The 14,464-nt window shown below is 61.5% G+C and carries 18 protein-coding genes; 14 read left to right on the top strand and 4 right to left on the bottom strand.

Annotated features, from left to right (window positions below):
- Nucleotides 1-167 precede the first annotated feature (167 nt).
- Nucleotides 168-575, bottom strand: a complete 408-nt coding sequence (gene msrB, locus LY631_RS09020) for a peptide-methionine (R)-S-oxide reductase MsrB (RefSeq protein WP_274424921.1) — start codon at nt 573-575, stop codon at nt 168-170.
- A 206-nt stretch (nt 576-781) separates the two neighbouring features.
- Between msrB and LY631_RS09015 the strand changes: the two genes are divergently transcribed.
- The 8 genes from LY631_RS09015 (at nt 782) to LY631_RS08980 (ending at nt 7,420) form a co-directional block, all read left to right on the top strand.
- Nucleotides 782-3,136 carry a putative monovalent cation/H+ antiporter subunit A gene (locus tag LY631_RS09015; protein WP_274424920.1) on the top strand — a complete coding sequence of 785 codons (2,355 nt, stop codon included), beginning with the start codon at nt 782-784 and terminating at the stop codon, nt 3,134-3,136.
- Between the two features lies 1 nt (nt 3,137).
- Nucleotides 3,138-3,560 (top strand): Na+/H+ antiporter subunit B, encoded by a 423-nt coding sequence (locus tag LY631_RS09010; RefSeq protein ID WP_274424919.1) that lies wholly within the window; start codon nt 3,138-3,140, stop codon nt 3,558-3,560.
- Nucleotides 3,560-3,937, top strand: coding sequence for a Na+/H+ antiporter subunit C (locus LY631_RS09005; protein ID WP_274424917.1), 378 nt, complete (start codon nt 3,560-3,562; stop codon nt 3,935-3,937). Before LY631_RS09010 ends, LY631_RS09005 begins: the two co-directional genes overlap by 1 nt.
- A gap of 7 nt (nt 3,938-3,944) precedes the next feature.
- Entirely contained in the window at nt 3,945-5,510 is a 1,566-nt protein-coding gene (locus tag LY631_RS09000) for a Na+/H+ antiporter subunit D (protein ID WP_274424916.1), read from the top strand.
- Nucleotides 5,507-5,980: a Na+/H+ antiporter subunit E gene (locus tag LY631_RS08995; RefSeq protein ID WP_274424915.1), complete on the top strand. Its 474-nt coding sequence runs from the start codon at nt 5,507-5,509 to the stop codon at nt 5,978-5,980. The genes LY631_RS09000 and LY631_RS08995 overlap by 4 nt, the downstream gene beginning before the upstream one ends.
- The gene (locus LY631_RS08990) at nt 5,977-6,315 is read left to right on the top strand and encodes a cation:proton antiporter (RefSeq protein ID WP_274424914.1); all 339 of its coding nucleotides are present in this window, start codon (nt 5,977-5,979) and stop codon (nt 6,313-6,315) included. The genes LY631_RS08995 and LY631_RS08990 overlap by 4 nt, the downstream gene beginning before the upstream one ends.
- Nucleotides 6,308-6,670: a monovalent cation/H(+) antiporter subunit G gene (mnhG, locus tag LY631_RS08985; RefSeq protein ID WP_274424912.1), complete on the top strand. Its 363-nt coding sequence runs from the start codon at nt 6,308-6,310 to the stop codon at nt 6,668-6,670. Before LY631_RS08990 ends, mnhG begins: the two co-directional genes overlap by 8 nt.
- 330 nt (nt 6,671-7,000) lie before the next feature.
- Nucleotides 7,001-7,420 (top strand): MucR family transcriptional regulator, encoded by a 420-nt coding sequence (locus LY631_RS08980; protein ID WP_445082859.1) that lies wholly within the window; start codon nt 7,001-7,003, stop codon nt 7,418-7,420.
- 89 nt (nt 7,421-7,509) lie between these two features.
- Here the strand turns inward: LY631_RS08980 and LY631_RS08975 are convergent, their stop codons facing one another.
- Nucleotides 7,510-7,797: a cytoplasmic protein gene (locus LY631_RS08975; RefSeq protein ID WP_274424910.1), complete on the bottom strand. Its 288-nt coding sequence runs from the start codon at nt 7,795-7,797 to the stop codon at nt 7,510-7,512.
- Nucleotides 7,798-8,012: 215 nt separating this feature from the next.
- On the opposite strand from LY631_RS08975, the gene LY631_RS08970 reads away from it, so the two are divergent.
- Nucleotides 8,013-8,441, top strand: coding sequence for a helix-turn-helix domain-containing protein (locus LY631_RS08970; protein WP_274424908.1), 429 nt, complete (start codon nt 8,013-8,015; stop codon nt 8,439-8,441).
- On the top strand, nt 8,438-9,259 hold the full coding sequence (locus tag LY631_RS08965) for a DUF6456 domain-containing protein (RefSeq protein ID WP_274424906.1): 822 nt from the start codon (nt 8,438-8,440) through the stop codon (nt 9,257-9,259). The genes LY631_RS08970 and LY631_RS08965 overlap by 4 nt, the downstream gene beginning before the upstream one ends.
- A 13-nt stretch (nt 9,260-9,272) precedes the next feature.
- On the opposite strand, the gene LY631_RS08960 is transcribed toward LY631_RS08965, so the two are convergent.
- The gene (locus LY631_RS08960; RefSeq protein WP_274424905.1) at nt 9,273-10,046 is read right to left on the bottom strand and encodes a DeoR/GlpR family DNA-binding transcription regulator; all 774 of its coding nucleotides are present in this window, start codon (nt 10,044-10,046) and stop codon (nt 9,273-9,275) included.
- Nucleotides 10,047-10,480: 434 nt separating this feature from the next.
- On the opposite strand from LY631_RS08960, the gene phnD reads away from it, so the two are divergent.
- From phnD to phnE (LY631_RS08940), 4 genes are all read left to right on the top strand, one after another.
- Nucleotides 10,481-11,491 carry a phosphate/phosphite/phosphonate ABC transporter substrate-binding protein gene (gene phnD, locus LY631_RS08955; protein WP_274424904.1) on the top strand — a complete coding sequence of 337 codons (1,011 nt, stop codon included), beginning with the start codon at nt 10,481-10,483 and terminating at the stop codon, nt 11,489-11,491.
- A gap of 72 nt (nt 11,492-11,563) precedes the next feature.
- Nucleotides 11,564-12,361 carry a phosphonate ABC transporter ATP-binding protein gene (gene phnC / locus LY631_RS08950; RefSeq protein WP_274424903.1) on the top strand — a complete coding sequence of 266 codons (798 nt, stop codon included), beginning with the start codon at nt 11,564-11,566 and terminating at the stop codon, nt 12,359-12,361.
- A complete protein-coding gene (gene phnE / locus LY631_RS08945) occupies nt 12,358-13,176 on the top strand; it encodes a phosphonate ABC transporter, permease protein PhnE (protein ID WP_274424902.1) in 819 nt (272 codons plus the stop codon). The genes phnC and phnE (LY631_RS08945) overlap by 4 nt, the downstream gene beginning before the upstream one ends.
- Nucleotides 13,170-13,973, top strand: a complete 804-nt coding sequence (gene phnE, locus LY631_RS08940; RefSeq protein WP_274424900.1) for a phosphonate ABC transporter, permease protein PhnE — start codon at nt 13,170-13,172, stop codon at nt 13,971-13,973. Before phnE (LY631_RS08945) ends, phnE (LY631_RS08940) begins: the two co-directional genes overlap by 7 nt.
- A 27-nt stretch (nt 13,974-14,000) precedes the next feature.
- Here the strand turns inward: phnE (LY631_RS08940) and LY631_RS08935 are convergent, their stop codons facing one another.
- The gene (locus LY631_RS08935; RefSeq protein ID WP_274424899.1) at nt 14,001-14,426 is read right to left on the bottom strand and encodes a SufE family protein; all 426 of its coding nucleotides are present in this window, start codon (nt 14,424-14,426) and stop codon (nt 14,001-14,003) included.
- Nucleotides 14,427-14,464: the final 38 nt, after the last annotated feature.

Here is a 14,464-nt window from a genome sequence, read left to right as displayed (position 1 = left end):
CCGAGCCGTCCCACTGTGCGAGACGATCAAAGCCAATGGCCACGGATACAATGCGAATCACCTATATGCGAAGCGAGCCTATCAGAGCGAAGCGCTGTACCGGTGACGGGACTTTTTGCCATCCTGCGTCGAAAAGACGCTGATGCCCAGAACGTGCTAGCCCGTTCCTATTTTTCTTCGAAATCGAGCGCGTGGCCGTTCATGCAATAGCGCAGGCCCGTCGGCTCCGGCCCGTCGTTAAAAACGTGGCCCAGATGGGAATCGCAATCGGCACAGCGGACTTCCGTCCGCGTGGCGAACCACGAGCGGTCCTTGTGAAGCGACACCGCGTCGTCATCAACCGGGGCATAGAAGCTCGGCCAGCCGGTGCCGGAGTCGTATTTCGTCTCGGACGAAAACAGCGGCCGGGCGCAGGCCACGCAGCGATAAAGGCCCTCGCGCTTGTTGTCCCAGTAGGGGCCGGTAAAGGCGCGTTCGGTGCCGTGTTCTCGGGTGACGTAATACTGCTCCGGCGTGAGTTTTTCGCGCCACTCTTCATTCGTCTTCCGGATTTTCAGCGGGGTGTCTTCAGCCATATCAAACCTCTTTGCCCGTCGTCATGGCATATGTAGGACGCAACGACGCACCTTTGCAGTGTCTGCGCGGCAATCCCGTGAATAAACCGGCTTGCAACCCGGCTTGTCTTGCCCGGCGCGGCATGAACGTCTATGTGACGGCGGCGAATGTCGTGGCTTTCACCATCGCAAACAAGAGAGTTGGGGGCTTCTAGCGGGGACTATTCATGGCAGCCGACGGGCCGTTGCTGACCTTTTTTGTGCTGATCCTGCCGTTCATCGCGGCAGGACTTGCTCCGCTTCTCACTCGCTGGCTGGCCCACAACGCCGCCTGGGTCCTAGCGCTCGCCCCGCTCTTCATTTTCTATCATTTTGCAGGCTTCCTGCCGTCTGTGGCGGCCGGCGAACCGGTGGCGGGCGGCTATAGCTGGATCGAGCGCCTTAACGTCGAGTTCTCCTGGTATCTGGACGGGCTCTCGCTGACATTCGCACTGCTCATTTCCGGCATCGGCACGCTGGTCGTGCTGTACTCGGGCGGCTACCTCAAGGGCAATCCGCAGCAGGGCCGTTTTTTCTCGTTCATCCTCATGTTCATGGGAGCGATGCAGGGGCTGGTGGTCGCCGACTCCTTCCTCATGCTCTTCGTGTTCTGGGAACTGACCTCGATCACCTCCTTCCTGCTGATCGGTTTCGATCATGTGCGCGAGGCCTCCCGCCGTGCCGCGCTTCAGGCCCTGGTCGTAACGGGGGCAGGCGGTCTGTCACTGCTGGCCGGACTTCTGGTGATCACGAGCATCACGGGTGAGCACTCGCTCTCCGCGATCCTGGACAGCGACGCCCTGCGCGCCTCGCCGCTCTACATCGCCGCGCTGCTTCTCATTCTCGGCGGCGCTTTCACGAAATCGGCCCAGTTTCCGTTCCATTTCTGGCTGCCCAACGCCATGGAAGCGCCCACACCCGTTTCGGCCTATCTGCATTCGGCCACCATGGTGAAGGCGGGCGTCTACCTGCTCATGCGGCTGAACCCGGTGATGGGCGAGACCGTGGCCTGGGAGACGATCCTGCCGATCTTTGGCGGCACGACGCTGCTCGTCGGCACCCTTCTGGCCGTGCGGCAGACCGATCTGAAGCTGATGCTGGCCTACACGACGGTGGCCTCGCTCGGACTGCTCGTCATGCTCACCGGTTTCGGCTCCAAAGTGGCAGTCGAGGCGGCGGTGCTGTACCTCATTGCCCACTCCATGTTCAAAGGCGCGCTCTTCATGGTCGCCGGCGCAATCGACCATGAGACCGGCACGCGCGACATAACCCAGCTCGGCGGAATCGGCCGCGCCATGCCGATCACCTTTGCCGCCGCGGTGCTCGCCGCCCTTTCCATGGGCGGGCTGCCGCCCTTCTTCGGCTTCCTTGCCAAGGAAGAGATCTACGCCGGGCTTGCGACCGGTGCCGGCTGGGGCATTCTGCTGACGGTGGTCGCGCTGATCGGCAACGCGCTGATGTTCGCCATCGGGTTCGCAGTGGGGCTGAAACCGTTCACCGGCGCCAGGGTGGAAACGCCGAAGACGCCGCATGAAGGCCCGATCCTGCTGTGGCTCGGGCCGCTCGTTCTTGCGGTGAGCGGACTTGTTTCGGCGCTCTTGTCAGAGGGCAGCCACCACCTGATATCGAGCCCAATGGCGAGCGCCGTCTATGGTGAGCCCGTCAGCATTCACATATCCGTAATTCCGCACATCGGCATGCCGCTTCTGCTCTCGGTGATTACGGTCGCGCTCGGCATTCTGGCCTATATGTCGCTGGCGCGCGGGCGCGCGGCGATGACCTCCACGCTTGCAGCGATCGGCTGGGGCCCCGACCGGGGCTTCGATCAAGCGATCCGCGGGCTCATCCGGTCCTCCTACTCCGTCACGGGTGTGATTCAGAGCGGACGTCTCGACAATTACGTAACGACTGTTTTCACCGTTCTGATAGCAGCACTCTTCGTGCCGATGCTGGTGTTCGATGAACTGCCTGCCATCCCGACCTTCTCCCCCTTGCATTTCTACGAGTGGGCCGTGCTCGCCGTCGCCTTCATCGGCCTTGGCGCTGTCGTCTGGGCGCGCGACCGGCTGACGGCCATCGTTTCGCTCGGCATCCAGGGTTTTGCCGTGGCGCTCATCTTCATGCTCCTGGGGGCGCCGGACCTTTCCTTTACCCAGTTCATGGTGGAAACGCTGGCCGTGGTCATCCTGGCGCTGGTGATGACGCGGCTGCGCCTCTCGCCGACCGACCACCGGCCGACCCGCGAGAAGGTGCCCGACGTTCTCATCGCTGTCGCTTGCGGTCTCGGGCTATCGCTCTTTCTGCTGCGTGTTATCGAGCTGCCGTTCGACACCACGCTCAGCGTGTTCTTTGCGGAAAACTCCCGTGTGATCGCCCATGGCCGTAACATCGTGAACGTGATCCTCGTGGACTTCCGCGGGCTCGACACGCTGGGCGAGATCGCCGTCGTCATGATAGCGGGCTTGGCCATCCTCGCGCTCGTGCGCATTCGCCCAGGCCGCGCGCAGGTCGACCTGAAGTCGGCAAGGGAAAGGGAGAGCTGATATGCGCACGCTGATATTCCGCACCATCGCGCCGTATCTCGCCAGTCTCATGGTGCTTTTCTCGATCTTCGTGCTGCTGCGCGGACACAACGAGCCGGGCGGCGGCTTCATCGCCGGCCTGATCGCCGCCTCCGCCTTCGCCATCTACGGCATCGCCTGCGGCGTCTCGCCGGTACGCCGCGCGATTTATTTTCATCCGATGACCATTTCGGGGATAGGCCTGTTGTCGGCTGCGAGCGCCGGTTTGATGTCTATCTTTGCCGGCACGCCGTTTCTCACCGGCTTGTGGGCCCCGATCGACGTGCTCGGCGTTCACGTGGACCTGTCGTCCGTGCTGCTCTTCGACGTCGGTGTGTATCTGGTCGTCCTCGGTTCGCTGACCTCGATTGCCCTTGGGCTTGAAGAGCGGGAGGAGCGTATCTGATGGACGTGGCCCTTGTCTTCACCGTAGGCGTCTTCTTTGCCGTCTCCATCTACCTCATGCTTTCCAAGCATATCATCCGCATTCTCCTCGGTGTTTCGATCTTCAGTAACGCGGTCAACCTGACGATCTTCTCGGCCGGTCGCCTGTTGGGCGAGATGCCACCGATCATCCCGATCGATGCAGATACGCCGAGCCAGACGACGGCAAACCCCCTGCCGCAGGCGCTCGTCCTGACGGCGATTGTCATTGCCTTTTCCATTTTCGCTTTCCTTCTGGTCCTGGCGTTCCGGGCCTATCAGGAGATCGGCACGGACGATACGGACGAGATGAGGGTCGCGGAGCCGAAGGGCAACGAGCTCCCGCCGCTGGGGTATTGAGGCAAGAATGGCAGTAGAAACTGAATATACCGCCGATCTTTCAGGTGCCATGGTGCTGGAACCCGTGCCGCTGGCCGATTGGCTTGTGGTCGCGCCCGTTGCCATCCCGCTGGTGGTAGGGGGCATTCTGCTTGTCGCGCGCCGCGAAACGCGCATGCACGGCTGGCTGGCGGCCGGCGGGCTCCTTGCAACGCTCGTGTGCACTGTACTGCTGCTCATGCGGGTGCTGGAGCAGGGCATCGTCGTCATGACCATGGGCCGCTGGCTCCCGCCCTTCGGCATTTCATTCGTGGCGGATCCGCTCGGCGCGTCCTTCGCGGTCGCCGGAACGCTGGTCGCGGTGGTCTGCGCGTTCTACGCCACGAGCGATATCGGCACGGTGGGCCGGCGCTACGGGTATTATGCCCTCTTGATCCTGATGATGGCCGGCGTAAACGGCGCGTTCCTGACCGGCGACATGTTCAATCTCTATGTCTGGTTCGAGGTCTTCCTGATCTCCTCGTTCGGCCTCCTGGTCATGGGGTCGGAACGCCGCCAACTCGACGGCGCGACCAAATACGCGATCCTCAATCTCATCGGCACGACGTTCTTTCTGATCGCGACGGCCTATCTCTACGGCATCTTCGGCACGCTCAACATGGCCGATGTGGCGCGCAAGGCAGGCGATCTGCGGGATACCGCTCCGCTGATGACGCTCACCGTGTTGTATCTCCTGGCCTTCGCCATGAAGGCGGCGGCCTTCCCGGTCAATTTCTGGCTGCCGGCGTCCTATCACACGCCGCGCATCGTCACGTCTGCCCTCTTTGGCGCAGTTTTGACGAAAGTAGGCATTTACGGGTTGTTGCGCACCTTCGGCATGCTGTTTCCGCCGGAGCTGGAGATTCTCTCCGTCCTGATCGCCTGGGTGGCGGCGGCGACCATGATACTTGGGATCATGGGAGCCCTGGCGCAGACCGATATCCGGCGCGCGCTGGGCTTTGTCGTCATTTCCGGTATCGGCATCATGCTGGCGGGCATCGCTATCGGGACGCCGGAAGGCTTCGCCGGAACGGTTTTCTACGCGCTCCATTCCATGATCGTCTTGGGCGCGCTCTATCTGCTCGCCGGTGTGATGAACAGTTTGGGCGGGAGCTATTCGCTGCGCGATCTCGGCGGGCTCTATGCCGCCCGTCCGCTGATTGCCGCCTTTGCGCTGTTCCTCGTCCTTTCCATCGCCGGGCTTCCGCCGGCCTCCGGCCTGTGGCCGAAGGTTATGCTCGTCCAGGCCTCGCTGGAGTCCGGCTGGTCGTGGCTCGGCTTCACCATTCTCCTGACTGGGTTCCTGACGACGGTCGCGCTCGGCCGCGTCTTCATTCTGGCGATCTGGCGCCCGCTCCCGGAGAATGCGGAACCGATCAAGGCAGGAATGTCGCCGGCGCTGGGATACGGCGTCTTGACGGCATTGTCGCTGCCCATGCTTATCATTGGGCTTTATCCCGATCCGGTTATCGGTCTTGCCGAAAGTGCTGCCGGCGGTCTCATTGACGCGACGACCTATATCGGCACCGTCTTTCCCGAGGGAGCGGCGCAATGAACCTGTACCTCGCCAACATCCTGCTGGCCCTCGCCTGGGCCGCTGTCACGGGCAGCTTCACGCTGGTGAACCTCGTGTTCGGCTATGTTCTCGGCGCCGCCGCACTGTACCTGATCCGGGAACAGGTCGGATCGCTTGGCTACTTTCGGCGGACTTTCCAGTTTATACGGCTTGCAGCGCTGTTCATCGTTGAATTGATCAAGTCGGCATGGCGGGTGGCCATATTGGTGCTCTCGCCGCGCATGGATGTAAAGCCGGGCATCTTTGCTTATCCGCTCAGGCTGGAGCGCGATTTCGAGATCACGCTCCTGGCCAATCTGATCACGCTGACGCCGGGCACATTGTCGGTGGATGTGTCCGAGGATCGAAAATACCTGTACGTCCACGCACTTGACTGCTCCGACCCGGATACGCTGCGCGAAGATATCGCGAGCGGCTTCGAACGCAGGATCATGGAGGCGTTCCAATGACCAATGGCCAGGATTTTCTTGCATTCGCCGAGTTGGTCGCCCTCGGCGTGCTGAGCCTCTCGTTCCTGCTCGCGGTTTTGCGGGTTGTCATGGGGCCCGGGCTGCCGGACCGGATTCTTGGCCTCGATATGCTGGTGATGATCGCCATTGGCTTTATCGTCGTGATCGGAATCCGCACGGGCTACACACTCTACCTGGACATCGCCATTGCACTCGGCCTGGTCGGCTTCCTCGCAACGGTGGCCTTCGCACGCTTTGTGATGAGCCAGCGATACCAGGAGGAATTCATCAGCGAGGATCCGCTCCACCTGTTCGTGGAGAATGAGGATGATTGAGCTTCTGCAGAACATCGCCGTAGGCGTCCTGCTCCTCATCGGCTCCGGTTTTACTTTTATCGCTACAGTCGGTCTGTTGCGTCTGCCTGATCTTTACTCGCGTATGCATTCTGCCTCGAAGGTGGGAACAGTGGGATCAGGGTGTATTCTGATCGCCCTTGCACTCTTCTCCGCTGAAACCGCCATTGTGACCCGGGCCCTGGCGGCAATAGTCTTTCTTATCCTGACTGCGCCGGTTTCGGCGCACTTGCTGGCCAAGGCGGCCTACGTCGCCGGCTACCGCATGTGGGGCGGCTCCGTTCACGATGATATGGTGGACACGATCCGCAACGAAGACAATGGCGAGCTAAAATAGCACTGCTGGGCAGTGCGGCAGTTCGTAAGCAAGGCCAGCGCACATATTGAACTGGCTCAGTACAACTTCTATATACGTATTTATAAAACCAAGGCATGAAAATTGGTTATCTACTACACTGAAGGTTGTGATACTTCAGTGAAAATCAAGTAAACGGCAAATCCTAGTCTTTACAGGAAAGATTTTGTGAGTTGACGGGGCATGCCAAAAGTGAATATTGCCTGCTGTATATCGGTTGGGTGATCGTAAGAAAGTTATCAAAATTTAATTACCCAGCACTGCAATGAGATTTCAGGATGTGGGGAGGGCCACTGGGCAAGGGCGATGGAAATGGATGAACAACAAACAAGAAACGACGAAACGATTATCGAGTTGACCGCTGATGTTGTCGCGGCATACGTCAGCAATAATCCGGTTCCAGCTTCGGAGCTGTCGAATCTGATTGCTGATGTTCATGCAGCACTCGGAAAGGTGACCCGCAGCGGCGAGGAGCCGCCGGCGGAGAAGCCCAAACCGGCTGTGAACCCCAAACGCTCGGTTCACGACGATTACATCGTTTGCCTTGAAGATGGTAAGAAGTTCAAATCGCTCAAGCGGCATCTCATGACCCACTACGGGCTGACGCCGGAGCAGTATCGGGAGAAGTGGAGTCTCGACCCCAGCTATCCGATGGTTGCGCCGAACTATGCCATGGCTCGTTCTGAACTGGCGAAAAAGATGGGCCTGGGGCGCAAGCGGAAGTCGAAGTAGACTTCATCCGCTGACGAAACAGAAGATGCGGCATTTCTATGCTGCATTACTGATATGTAGACTCGCGGGCCTCTCGGCCCGCGAGTTTTTTATTGGTTGGCGGCACGCGAGCGCTTCAGGCGGTCGTAGGCCTGTTTAAGCGCGATGTGGCGGTTGAGGTCGTAGCTCCAATTGCGCCTGACCCCCTTCAGCCGTTCCCGCCGCATCAGCCGACCGATGCGTGCCAGCACGATGGCCTTCTCCGGATCCGACATCTTGAGCGCCGCGCTCAGATCAATCCCTGAAACCAGGAAGAACGCCGCCGTCTGCCGCGCTTCCGCCGTTCGATCCTCCTTTGCGTCCAGAAACGCAGCCGCCTGCTTCTTTAATGCTTCCATGCGCTGATCTCCATTTTCACGCGAGATCACTGTGAGGCCGGCGGGCGGGGCGGGGATAAAATTGCATGCTTTTTCTGGTTGTTGAAATAAAAGCTCCCGATGTTTCAAGGGTTTAACTGAATCCCTCCAATTAATTTGTTCTGTTTTTGTTCACGTCTAGCGCGCACTGCGATATAAGAATTTATTCCTCATAAATTCGAAAAAGGGGTGTGCCAGTGCTATTGAAGACCGTCGGTCAGATGCAGGATGTTCACGGAGGTGAACAGGAGACGGCCGCCCAGGGCCCGGAGCTTTTCCCGTGCCGGCTGAGCCCGGTGAGCGATGAACGGATTACCGATATCTGCGAGTGCGTAATGGACATGGCCGCTGCGCTCTTCAATATCAGCGGCCGGGAGTTGCGGCAGCCGGGGCGAAGTTCCACGAGTGTGACCCGTGTGCGCCAGATTAGCATGTACGTTACCCACGTCGTACTCGGTCTCAGCATGACCGATGTCGCCCGCGGTTTCGGGCGCGACCGTACGACGGTTCAGTACGCATGCCATCTGGTGGAGGATCTGCGTGACGATCAGGACTTCGATTGCATCGTCCTGATGGTCGAACGCGTGACGGCAGCGGCATTTCGGCAGGTTGAGGTGGTGCAATGAAGCGGCAGAAGATGGAATCAGATCGCGCCCGCAAGGAGTGTTTGCGCGCCGTGCGCTTTCTTGCCAGTGGCGCGGGGACGATACGAAAGGCGGCGAAAGAGGGCAGGCTGCTGCTCGACGGCGGAGAACGCGGCGTTATCTCGATCTCCGCGGCGGCCTTGTGCGATTTGCAGCGCGCGGCTCTGGTCGGCATTGAGAATGGTGTGCTCGCGTTGACACCTGAGGGAAGGGCACTGACGCGGCGCGCGAGCGCCAAGGACGAGCCCTTCCGCGAACAGCACATAGAGCGCGGCACACGCACAGACTTCACGGAGGACGGTCCCGAGACGGTCGAGGTGAACCTTTCGGAATCGCCGTTGGGTCAACTCGCCCGCAGGCGCGGCAAGGACGGCCGGCCCTTTCTGGACGAGGCGGAATTCCGTGCCGGCGAGCGGCTGCGCGCAGATTTCACGCGCGGGCAGATCATGCCGCGTCTTGGCGCAAGCTGGAGCGAACCAGTCAACAGGGGCAAACGCGGCGGGCGGGAGAACGGTATCGCGGAACTGACGGAGGCAGCCCTGGCGGCCCGGCAGCGGGTGGAGCACGCGCTCGCGGCCGTGGGTCCGGAGCTGGCCGGGGTTCTGGTGGACGTGTGCTGTTTTCTAAAGGGCCTTGAGCGCGTGGAGGCAGAGCGCGGTTGGCCGGTGCGCTCCGCCAAGGTGGTGCTGAAAACCGCGCTTGCCGCCCTCAGCCGGCATTATGAACCGCCGCCGCGGCCGCGACGCCAAAGCGTTCTGCACTGGGGTGCGGAGGACTATCGTCCGCGCCTGCGGACGTAGCGTTGGGCGGCTGCTATCTGCCGGCTATGCGGATTGTCGCCCCTGAGCGCTGGAGCGCCTCTTGGAGTTGCATGGGCGGTGGCCGGTCGGTCACCAGCCCGTTCAGGGCCGAAAGCGGTTCGACGGTCGCGACCAGCTCCACGCCGAATTTCGAGTGGTCGACCAGCAAACAGGTCTCGCGCGACTGTCGGATCATCGCGCGCTTGACCGCGACCGCGGCGAGGTTGGCATCCGTCACGCCCTTGGTGCTGACGCCACTGCAGCCGATGAATGCGCGATTGGCATTATACCGGCTCAAAAAATCCAGCGTTTCGGGGCCGTAGACGCCGGCTTCCTCGCTCATGAAATCGCCCGGGCACATCACGACGTGAATGGTGTCGTTGCGCCCCAGCGCCGTGGCGACGGCGAGGCTGTTGGTCAATACGGTGAGTTCCTTACCAATTGCCGCGAGACTCAGAGCGAGTTGATGCGTCGTCGATCCGGCGTCGATGGCCAGCACTTCGCCGGGGCGCACGATTTCCGCGGCGCTTCTGCCGATACGCGCGCGCTCCTCCGTCCGGGCCCTGTCGCGTTCGCCGAAAGGGGGCTGCGCGCCCATCGGCTTGGCGGCGGCACCGCCATAGGCGCGCTGAATGAGGCCTTCGTGGCTAAGGGCATTCACGTCGCGCCGAACGGTCTCCGTCGACACACCGAACTGGGCGGCGAGATCGGACGTGCGGACATGCGGATGGTGGCGCAACGCAAGAAGAATCTGCTCCTGCCGGTCGCGCTTGCGCAGGCGGGACATCAGCGCGTCTCCGCGCCAAAGGCGGTCGCCACCGCGCCATGGTCGCTTTTCAGAAGCCCCAGACCGGAGTGTAAACGGAAGTCTCTGCAGCCGGTTACGTGCAGATGTTGAACTAGCAGGTGTCCCATCGCCATTTTTTTATTTTCCGATCGACCTATGTGACATGATTCGATGGCAGTTTTGCTACAATGCCGGTGGATCGAAGCGATCAGGCTATAGCGCTGCACTTCCGCGCCCGAATTTCTGTGGTCGCGGCAGACTCCTCGTCGCGCCTGAAATGCCTGACTTCCCACTTGTTCGACCAAAGGTTCTGTAAATTTTGAGGGTAGTCGGTATTTGCAGCGCAAACTATTGCAAAGTACCACAAAAGCTGGCTACGCTCGAAACAGTTGGCGGGTGGCGCGCCGCCAAGAGTTTCCAGGGAGGATAATCAGATGACACACACGCAACAGAGAACGTGGTTTATGGGCGGCGGCTTGGCCACTGCCGTGAGCTTCGCTGCCTTGCTTCTTGCCGCTCCGGCCCAGGCGCAGGACGATGACTGTCCCAATCGCGGCCAGCTGGACACCGCCTATTGCGATGCTGACGGGGATCTGGTCGCGGACCCGCCGAGCGATCCGTCCGAGTCGGTAAATCCCGACACGCTGGTCTTCGCCTACACGCCGGTCGAGGATCCCGCGATCTACGAGGATATCTGGGAACCCTTCATCGATCATCTTGAGGAGGTTACGGGCAAGACCGTGCAGTTCTTTGCCGTGCAGTCCAACTCGGCCGAAGTCGAGGCCATGCGCAGCGGCCGGCTCCATATCGCCGGCTTCTCGACCGGGCCGACGCCTTTCGCGGTTAATCTCGCCGGTGCGGTGCCCTTTGCGATCATGGGGTCGGAAGACGGCCGCTTCGGCTATACGCTTCAGGTTTACACCCGAAACGATAGCGGCATCGATGAGATGCCGGACCTCGCCGGAAAGCGAGTTGCCCACACTTCGCCGACCTCGAACTCCGGCAATCAGGCACCGCGCGCGCTGTTCCCGGATCTCGGAGTCGTGCCGGATGAGGATTATGAGGTGATCTATTCCGGCTCGCACGACCAATCCATGCTGGGCGTGGCCGCGGGTGACTACGATGCCGCACCAGTCGCTTCCGAAGTGGTTGAGCGCATGGCCGATCGCGGATTGTACGATCCCGAGGAAGTCAAGATCGTTTGGGAATCTCAGCCCTTCCCGACGACCTCCTACACCTACGCTCACAATCTCGACCCCGAGCTTGTCGACTCGATCAAGGAGGCATTCTTCTCGTTTGATTTCCAGGGAACGGCCCTGGGCGAGGAATTCGAGGGCGTGAGCCAGTTCGTCCCCATAACCTACGAGGAGGACTGGGCGGTGATCCGCCAGATCCAGGAGGCCAATGGCGTCGAATACACGCCGCAGGGTCTGGCAAGCGAGTAGAATCGGGATGACGCAGGGGATGCGCGGTCGCTTTGCGGTCGCGCGTTGCCGCTTCCGTGGAGCCCTTGGAACATGCTGAAAATCTCGCAACTGGTGAAGCGCTATGGTAACGGCGAACCGGTTTTGAAGGGGCTCGACCTCGAAGTTCCGGGCGAGAGCATCGTCGCCGTTATCGGTGCCTCGGGGGCTGGCAAGAGCACACTGCTGCGCTGCATCAACCGCCTGGTTGAGCCGACCTCCGGAACCATCGAGCTTAACGATGTCACGCTGTCGTCGCTGCGCGGCAGCGAGTTGCGAGCGGCGCGCCGGCGCATCGGCATGATCTTTCAGGGCTTCAATCTGGTCGATCGACTCACGGTGATGGAGAACGTGCAGTCGGGCCGGCTTGGCTACTTGCCGACCTGGCGCGCGATCACGCGCCGCTATCCCAGGAAGGACATCCGCCGCGCTTATGAACTGATGGAGCGCGTCGGCATTGCCCATTACGCCAGCAAGCGCGCCGACGAGCTTTCCGGCGGCGAGCGCCAGCGCGTGGGCGTGGTGCGCGCGCTCATGCAGGAGCCGGAGATTCTTCTGGCCGACGAGCCGACCGCATCGCTCGATCCAAAAACCTCCGAGCAGATTATGGAGCTTCTGCGCGCCCTGTCGCGCGAGTTCTCGCTGCCCGTGCTCATCAACATTCACAATGTCGGCGAGGCCAAGGCCTATTCGGACCGCATCGTCGGCATGCGTTTCGGCCGCATCATGTTCGATGCGGAGCCTTCGGCGCTCGACCGCGCCGCCATGGACGAGATCTATGCCGGCACGCCCGCCGACGAGCGCGCGGTCGGAGGCGGCGACGAAACCGAGTTCAAGGTGAAAACGGCATGAGCGCCCACGCGCCCGCCAATGACGGCAAGCTGCCGGACACCTGGCGCAAGCCGCCCATGATCGCCAATCCGGTTCTGCGTTATACGCTGGCTGTGGCGGTCCTCGCCTATGTTGCGTGGGCCGTCTACATGCTTCCCTTCGACTGGGAGCGCATGGCCGAGGGAGCGTCCCGCGCGGCCCGCATCTTCAGCGGCGCCTTCCCGCCGAGCTTCGAGCGCAGCGGGCTTCTGATCGACGGCTTCCTGGAAAGCCTGAAGATCGCGATTCTGGCGACTGTCGCCGGAGTATTTCTGTCGATTCCCATCGCCTTCATGGCCGCCAAGAACCTGGCGCCGAAGCCGGTTTACTTTTTGGGCCGGGCCATCATCGTCGTCGCCCGCAGCTTCCACCCGGTGATCGTCGCCATCATTTTCGTCAAGGCGGTGGGCTTCGGCCCCTTTGCCGGCGTTCTGACGCTCATCGTCTATTCCATCGGTTTCGTGGCGAAGATGCTGGCCGAGCGGATCGAGGAGATCGACTGGGGGCAGGTTGAGGCGATGCGCGCCGTCGGTGCAGGCTATCTGCCGACGATCATCTACGCCGTCTTCCCGCAGATCATGCCGCGCCAGATCGGCCTCAGCATCTATCAGCTCGACTCCAACCTGCGCGCCTCGGCCGTGGTCGGCATCGTTGGCGCCGGCGGCATCGGCTCCACGCTGGCCAACGCCTTCGGGCGCTATGATTACGACTTCGCGCTGGCCATCACCATGGTCATTGTTGGCGCGATCCTCATCAGTGAGGGGATCAGCGGACAGATCAGGAAACGCATATGGTAGGGCTCGACGCGACACCGGACGAATGGGTGCGCTTCACGCCGCGCCAGCGGCTGCAGCGCTTCGCGATCTATCTCGTGTGCGTGGCGGCCATCGTCTGGGCGCTTACCAGCATCGACGTTGTCTGGGCCTGGGTCTATGACGCGCCGGAGCAGATGGCCGATCTCTTCGGTCGCATGGTGCCACCCGACACGGCCAACCTGTCCAGTATTCTCTGGGTTCTTCTGGAAACGGTGAACATCGCCACCATCGCGACCGCGCTCTCCGTTATGGTCTCGCTGCCGGTCGCCTATATCGCCGCGCAGAACACGACTCCGAACGCGGCGACGCTCTGGCTCGGCCGACTGATCCTGGTCTCCAGCCGTTCGGTCAACACGATCATCTGGGCACTCCTGTTCGTGGCGATTTTCGGCCCCGGGATCATCGCTGGCATTCTGGCCATCATGTTCCGCTCCATAGGCTTCATCGGCAAGCTTCTGGGCGAAGCGATCGAGGAAATCGACCGGCGGCCGGTCGAAGCGCTGGAAGCAACGGGTGCCTCGCGCTTCAAGGTGATCCTTTACGCCATCGTGCCCCAGGTGATGCCGACGTTCTGGGCCGTCAGCATCCTGCGTTGGGACATCAACCTGCGCGAATCAACAGTGCTCGGCCTGGTCGGCGCCGGCGGCATCGGCCTGATCCTCCAGGGCGCGATCGACACCTTCAACTGGCAGGAGGCGGCGACGGTCCTGCTGGCGATCCTGGCGCTTGTCATTGCGGGTGAGGTGGTGGCCGGCACGCTCCGGCGGCGGATTATCTAAAAGGTGCTGTAACTGCCCCAGTAAACGCTACGCCGCGGTCATCGCGGTGCCGGCTTCATCCTTGATGCGGTGGATCATGGCGCGCAGGCCGTTGGCGCGTTGGGGCGTGAGGTGTTCGTCGAGGCCGAGCGCGCGCATCGTGTCTTCGGCATCAATGGAGAGGATCTCGCTGGCGCGCCGGCCGCTGAAGAGCGACAGGACGATCGCCACCAGCCCGCGCACGATATGCGCGTCCGAATCGCCCTGGAATGTCACCACCGGGTCGTTTCCCTCGCCGATCTCTGTGTGAAGCCAGACCTGGCTCACGCAACCGCGCACCTTGTGCCGCTCGTCGCGTGCCGACTCGGGAAATTCGGGCAGGTCGTTACCGAGATCGATAATATAGCGGTAGCGCTCTTCCCAGTCGTCCAGAAAGGCGAAGTCCTCGCGGATTGTCTCGATACTCGTCATCATGCGCCGCATATAGTGGTTGAGACGGCGGGCGTCACGGG

Origin of the sequence: Chelativorans sp. YIM 93263, from assembly GCF_028767125.1 — a bacterium.
Taxonomy (GTDB): domain Bacteria; phylum Pseudomonadota; class Alphaproteobacteria; order Rhizobiales; family Rhizobiaceae; genus Chelativorans.
The sequence above is the reverse complement of the archived record's forward strand: the minus strand, read 5'-3'. Positions and strand labels throughout refer to the sequence as shown.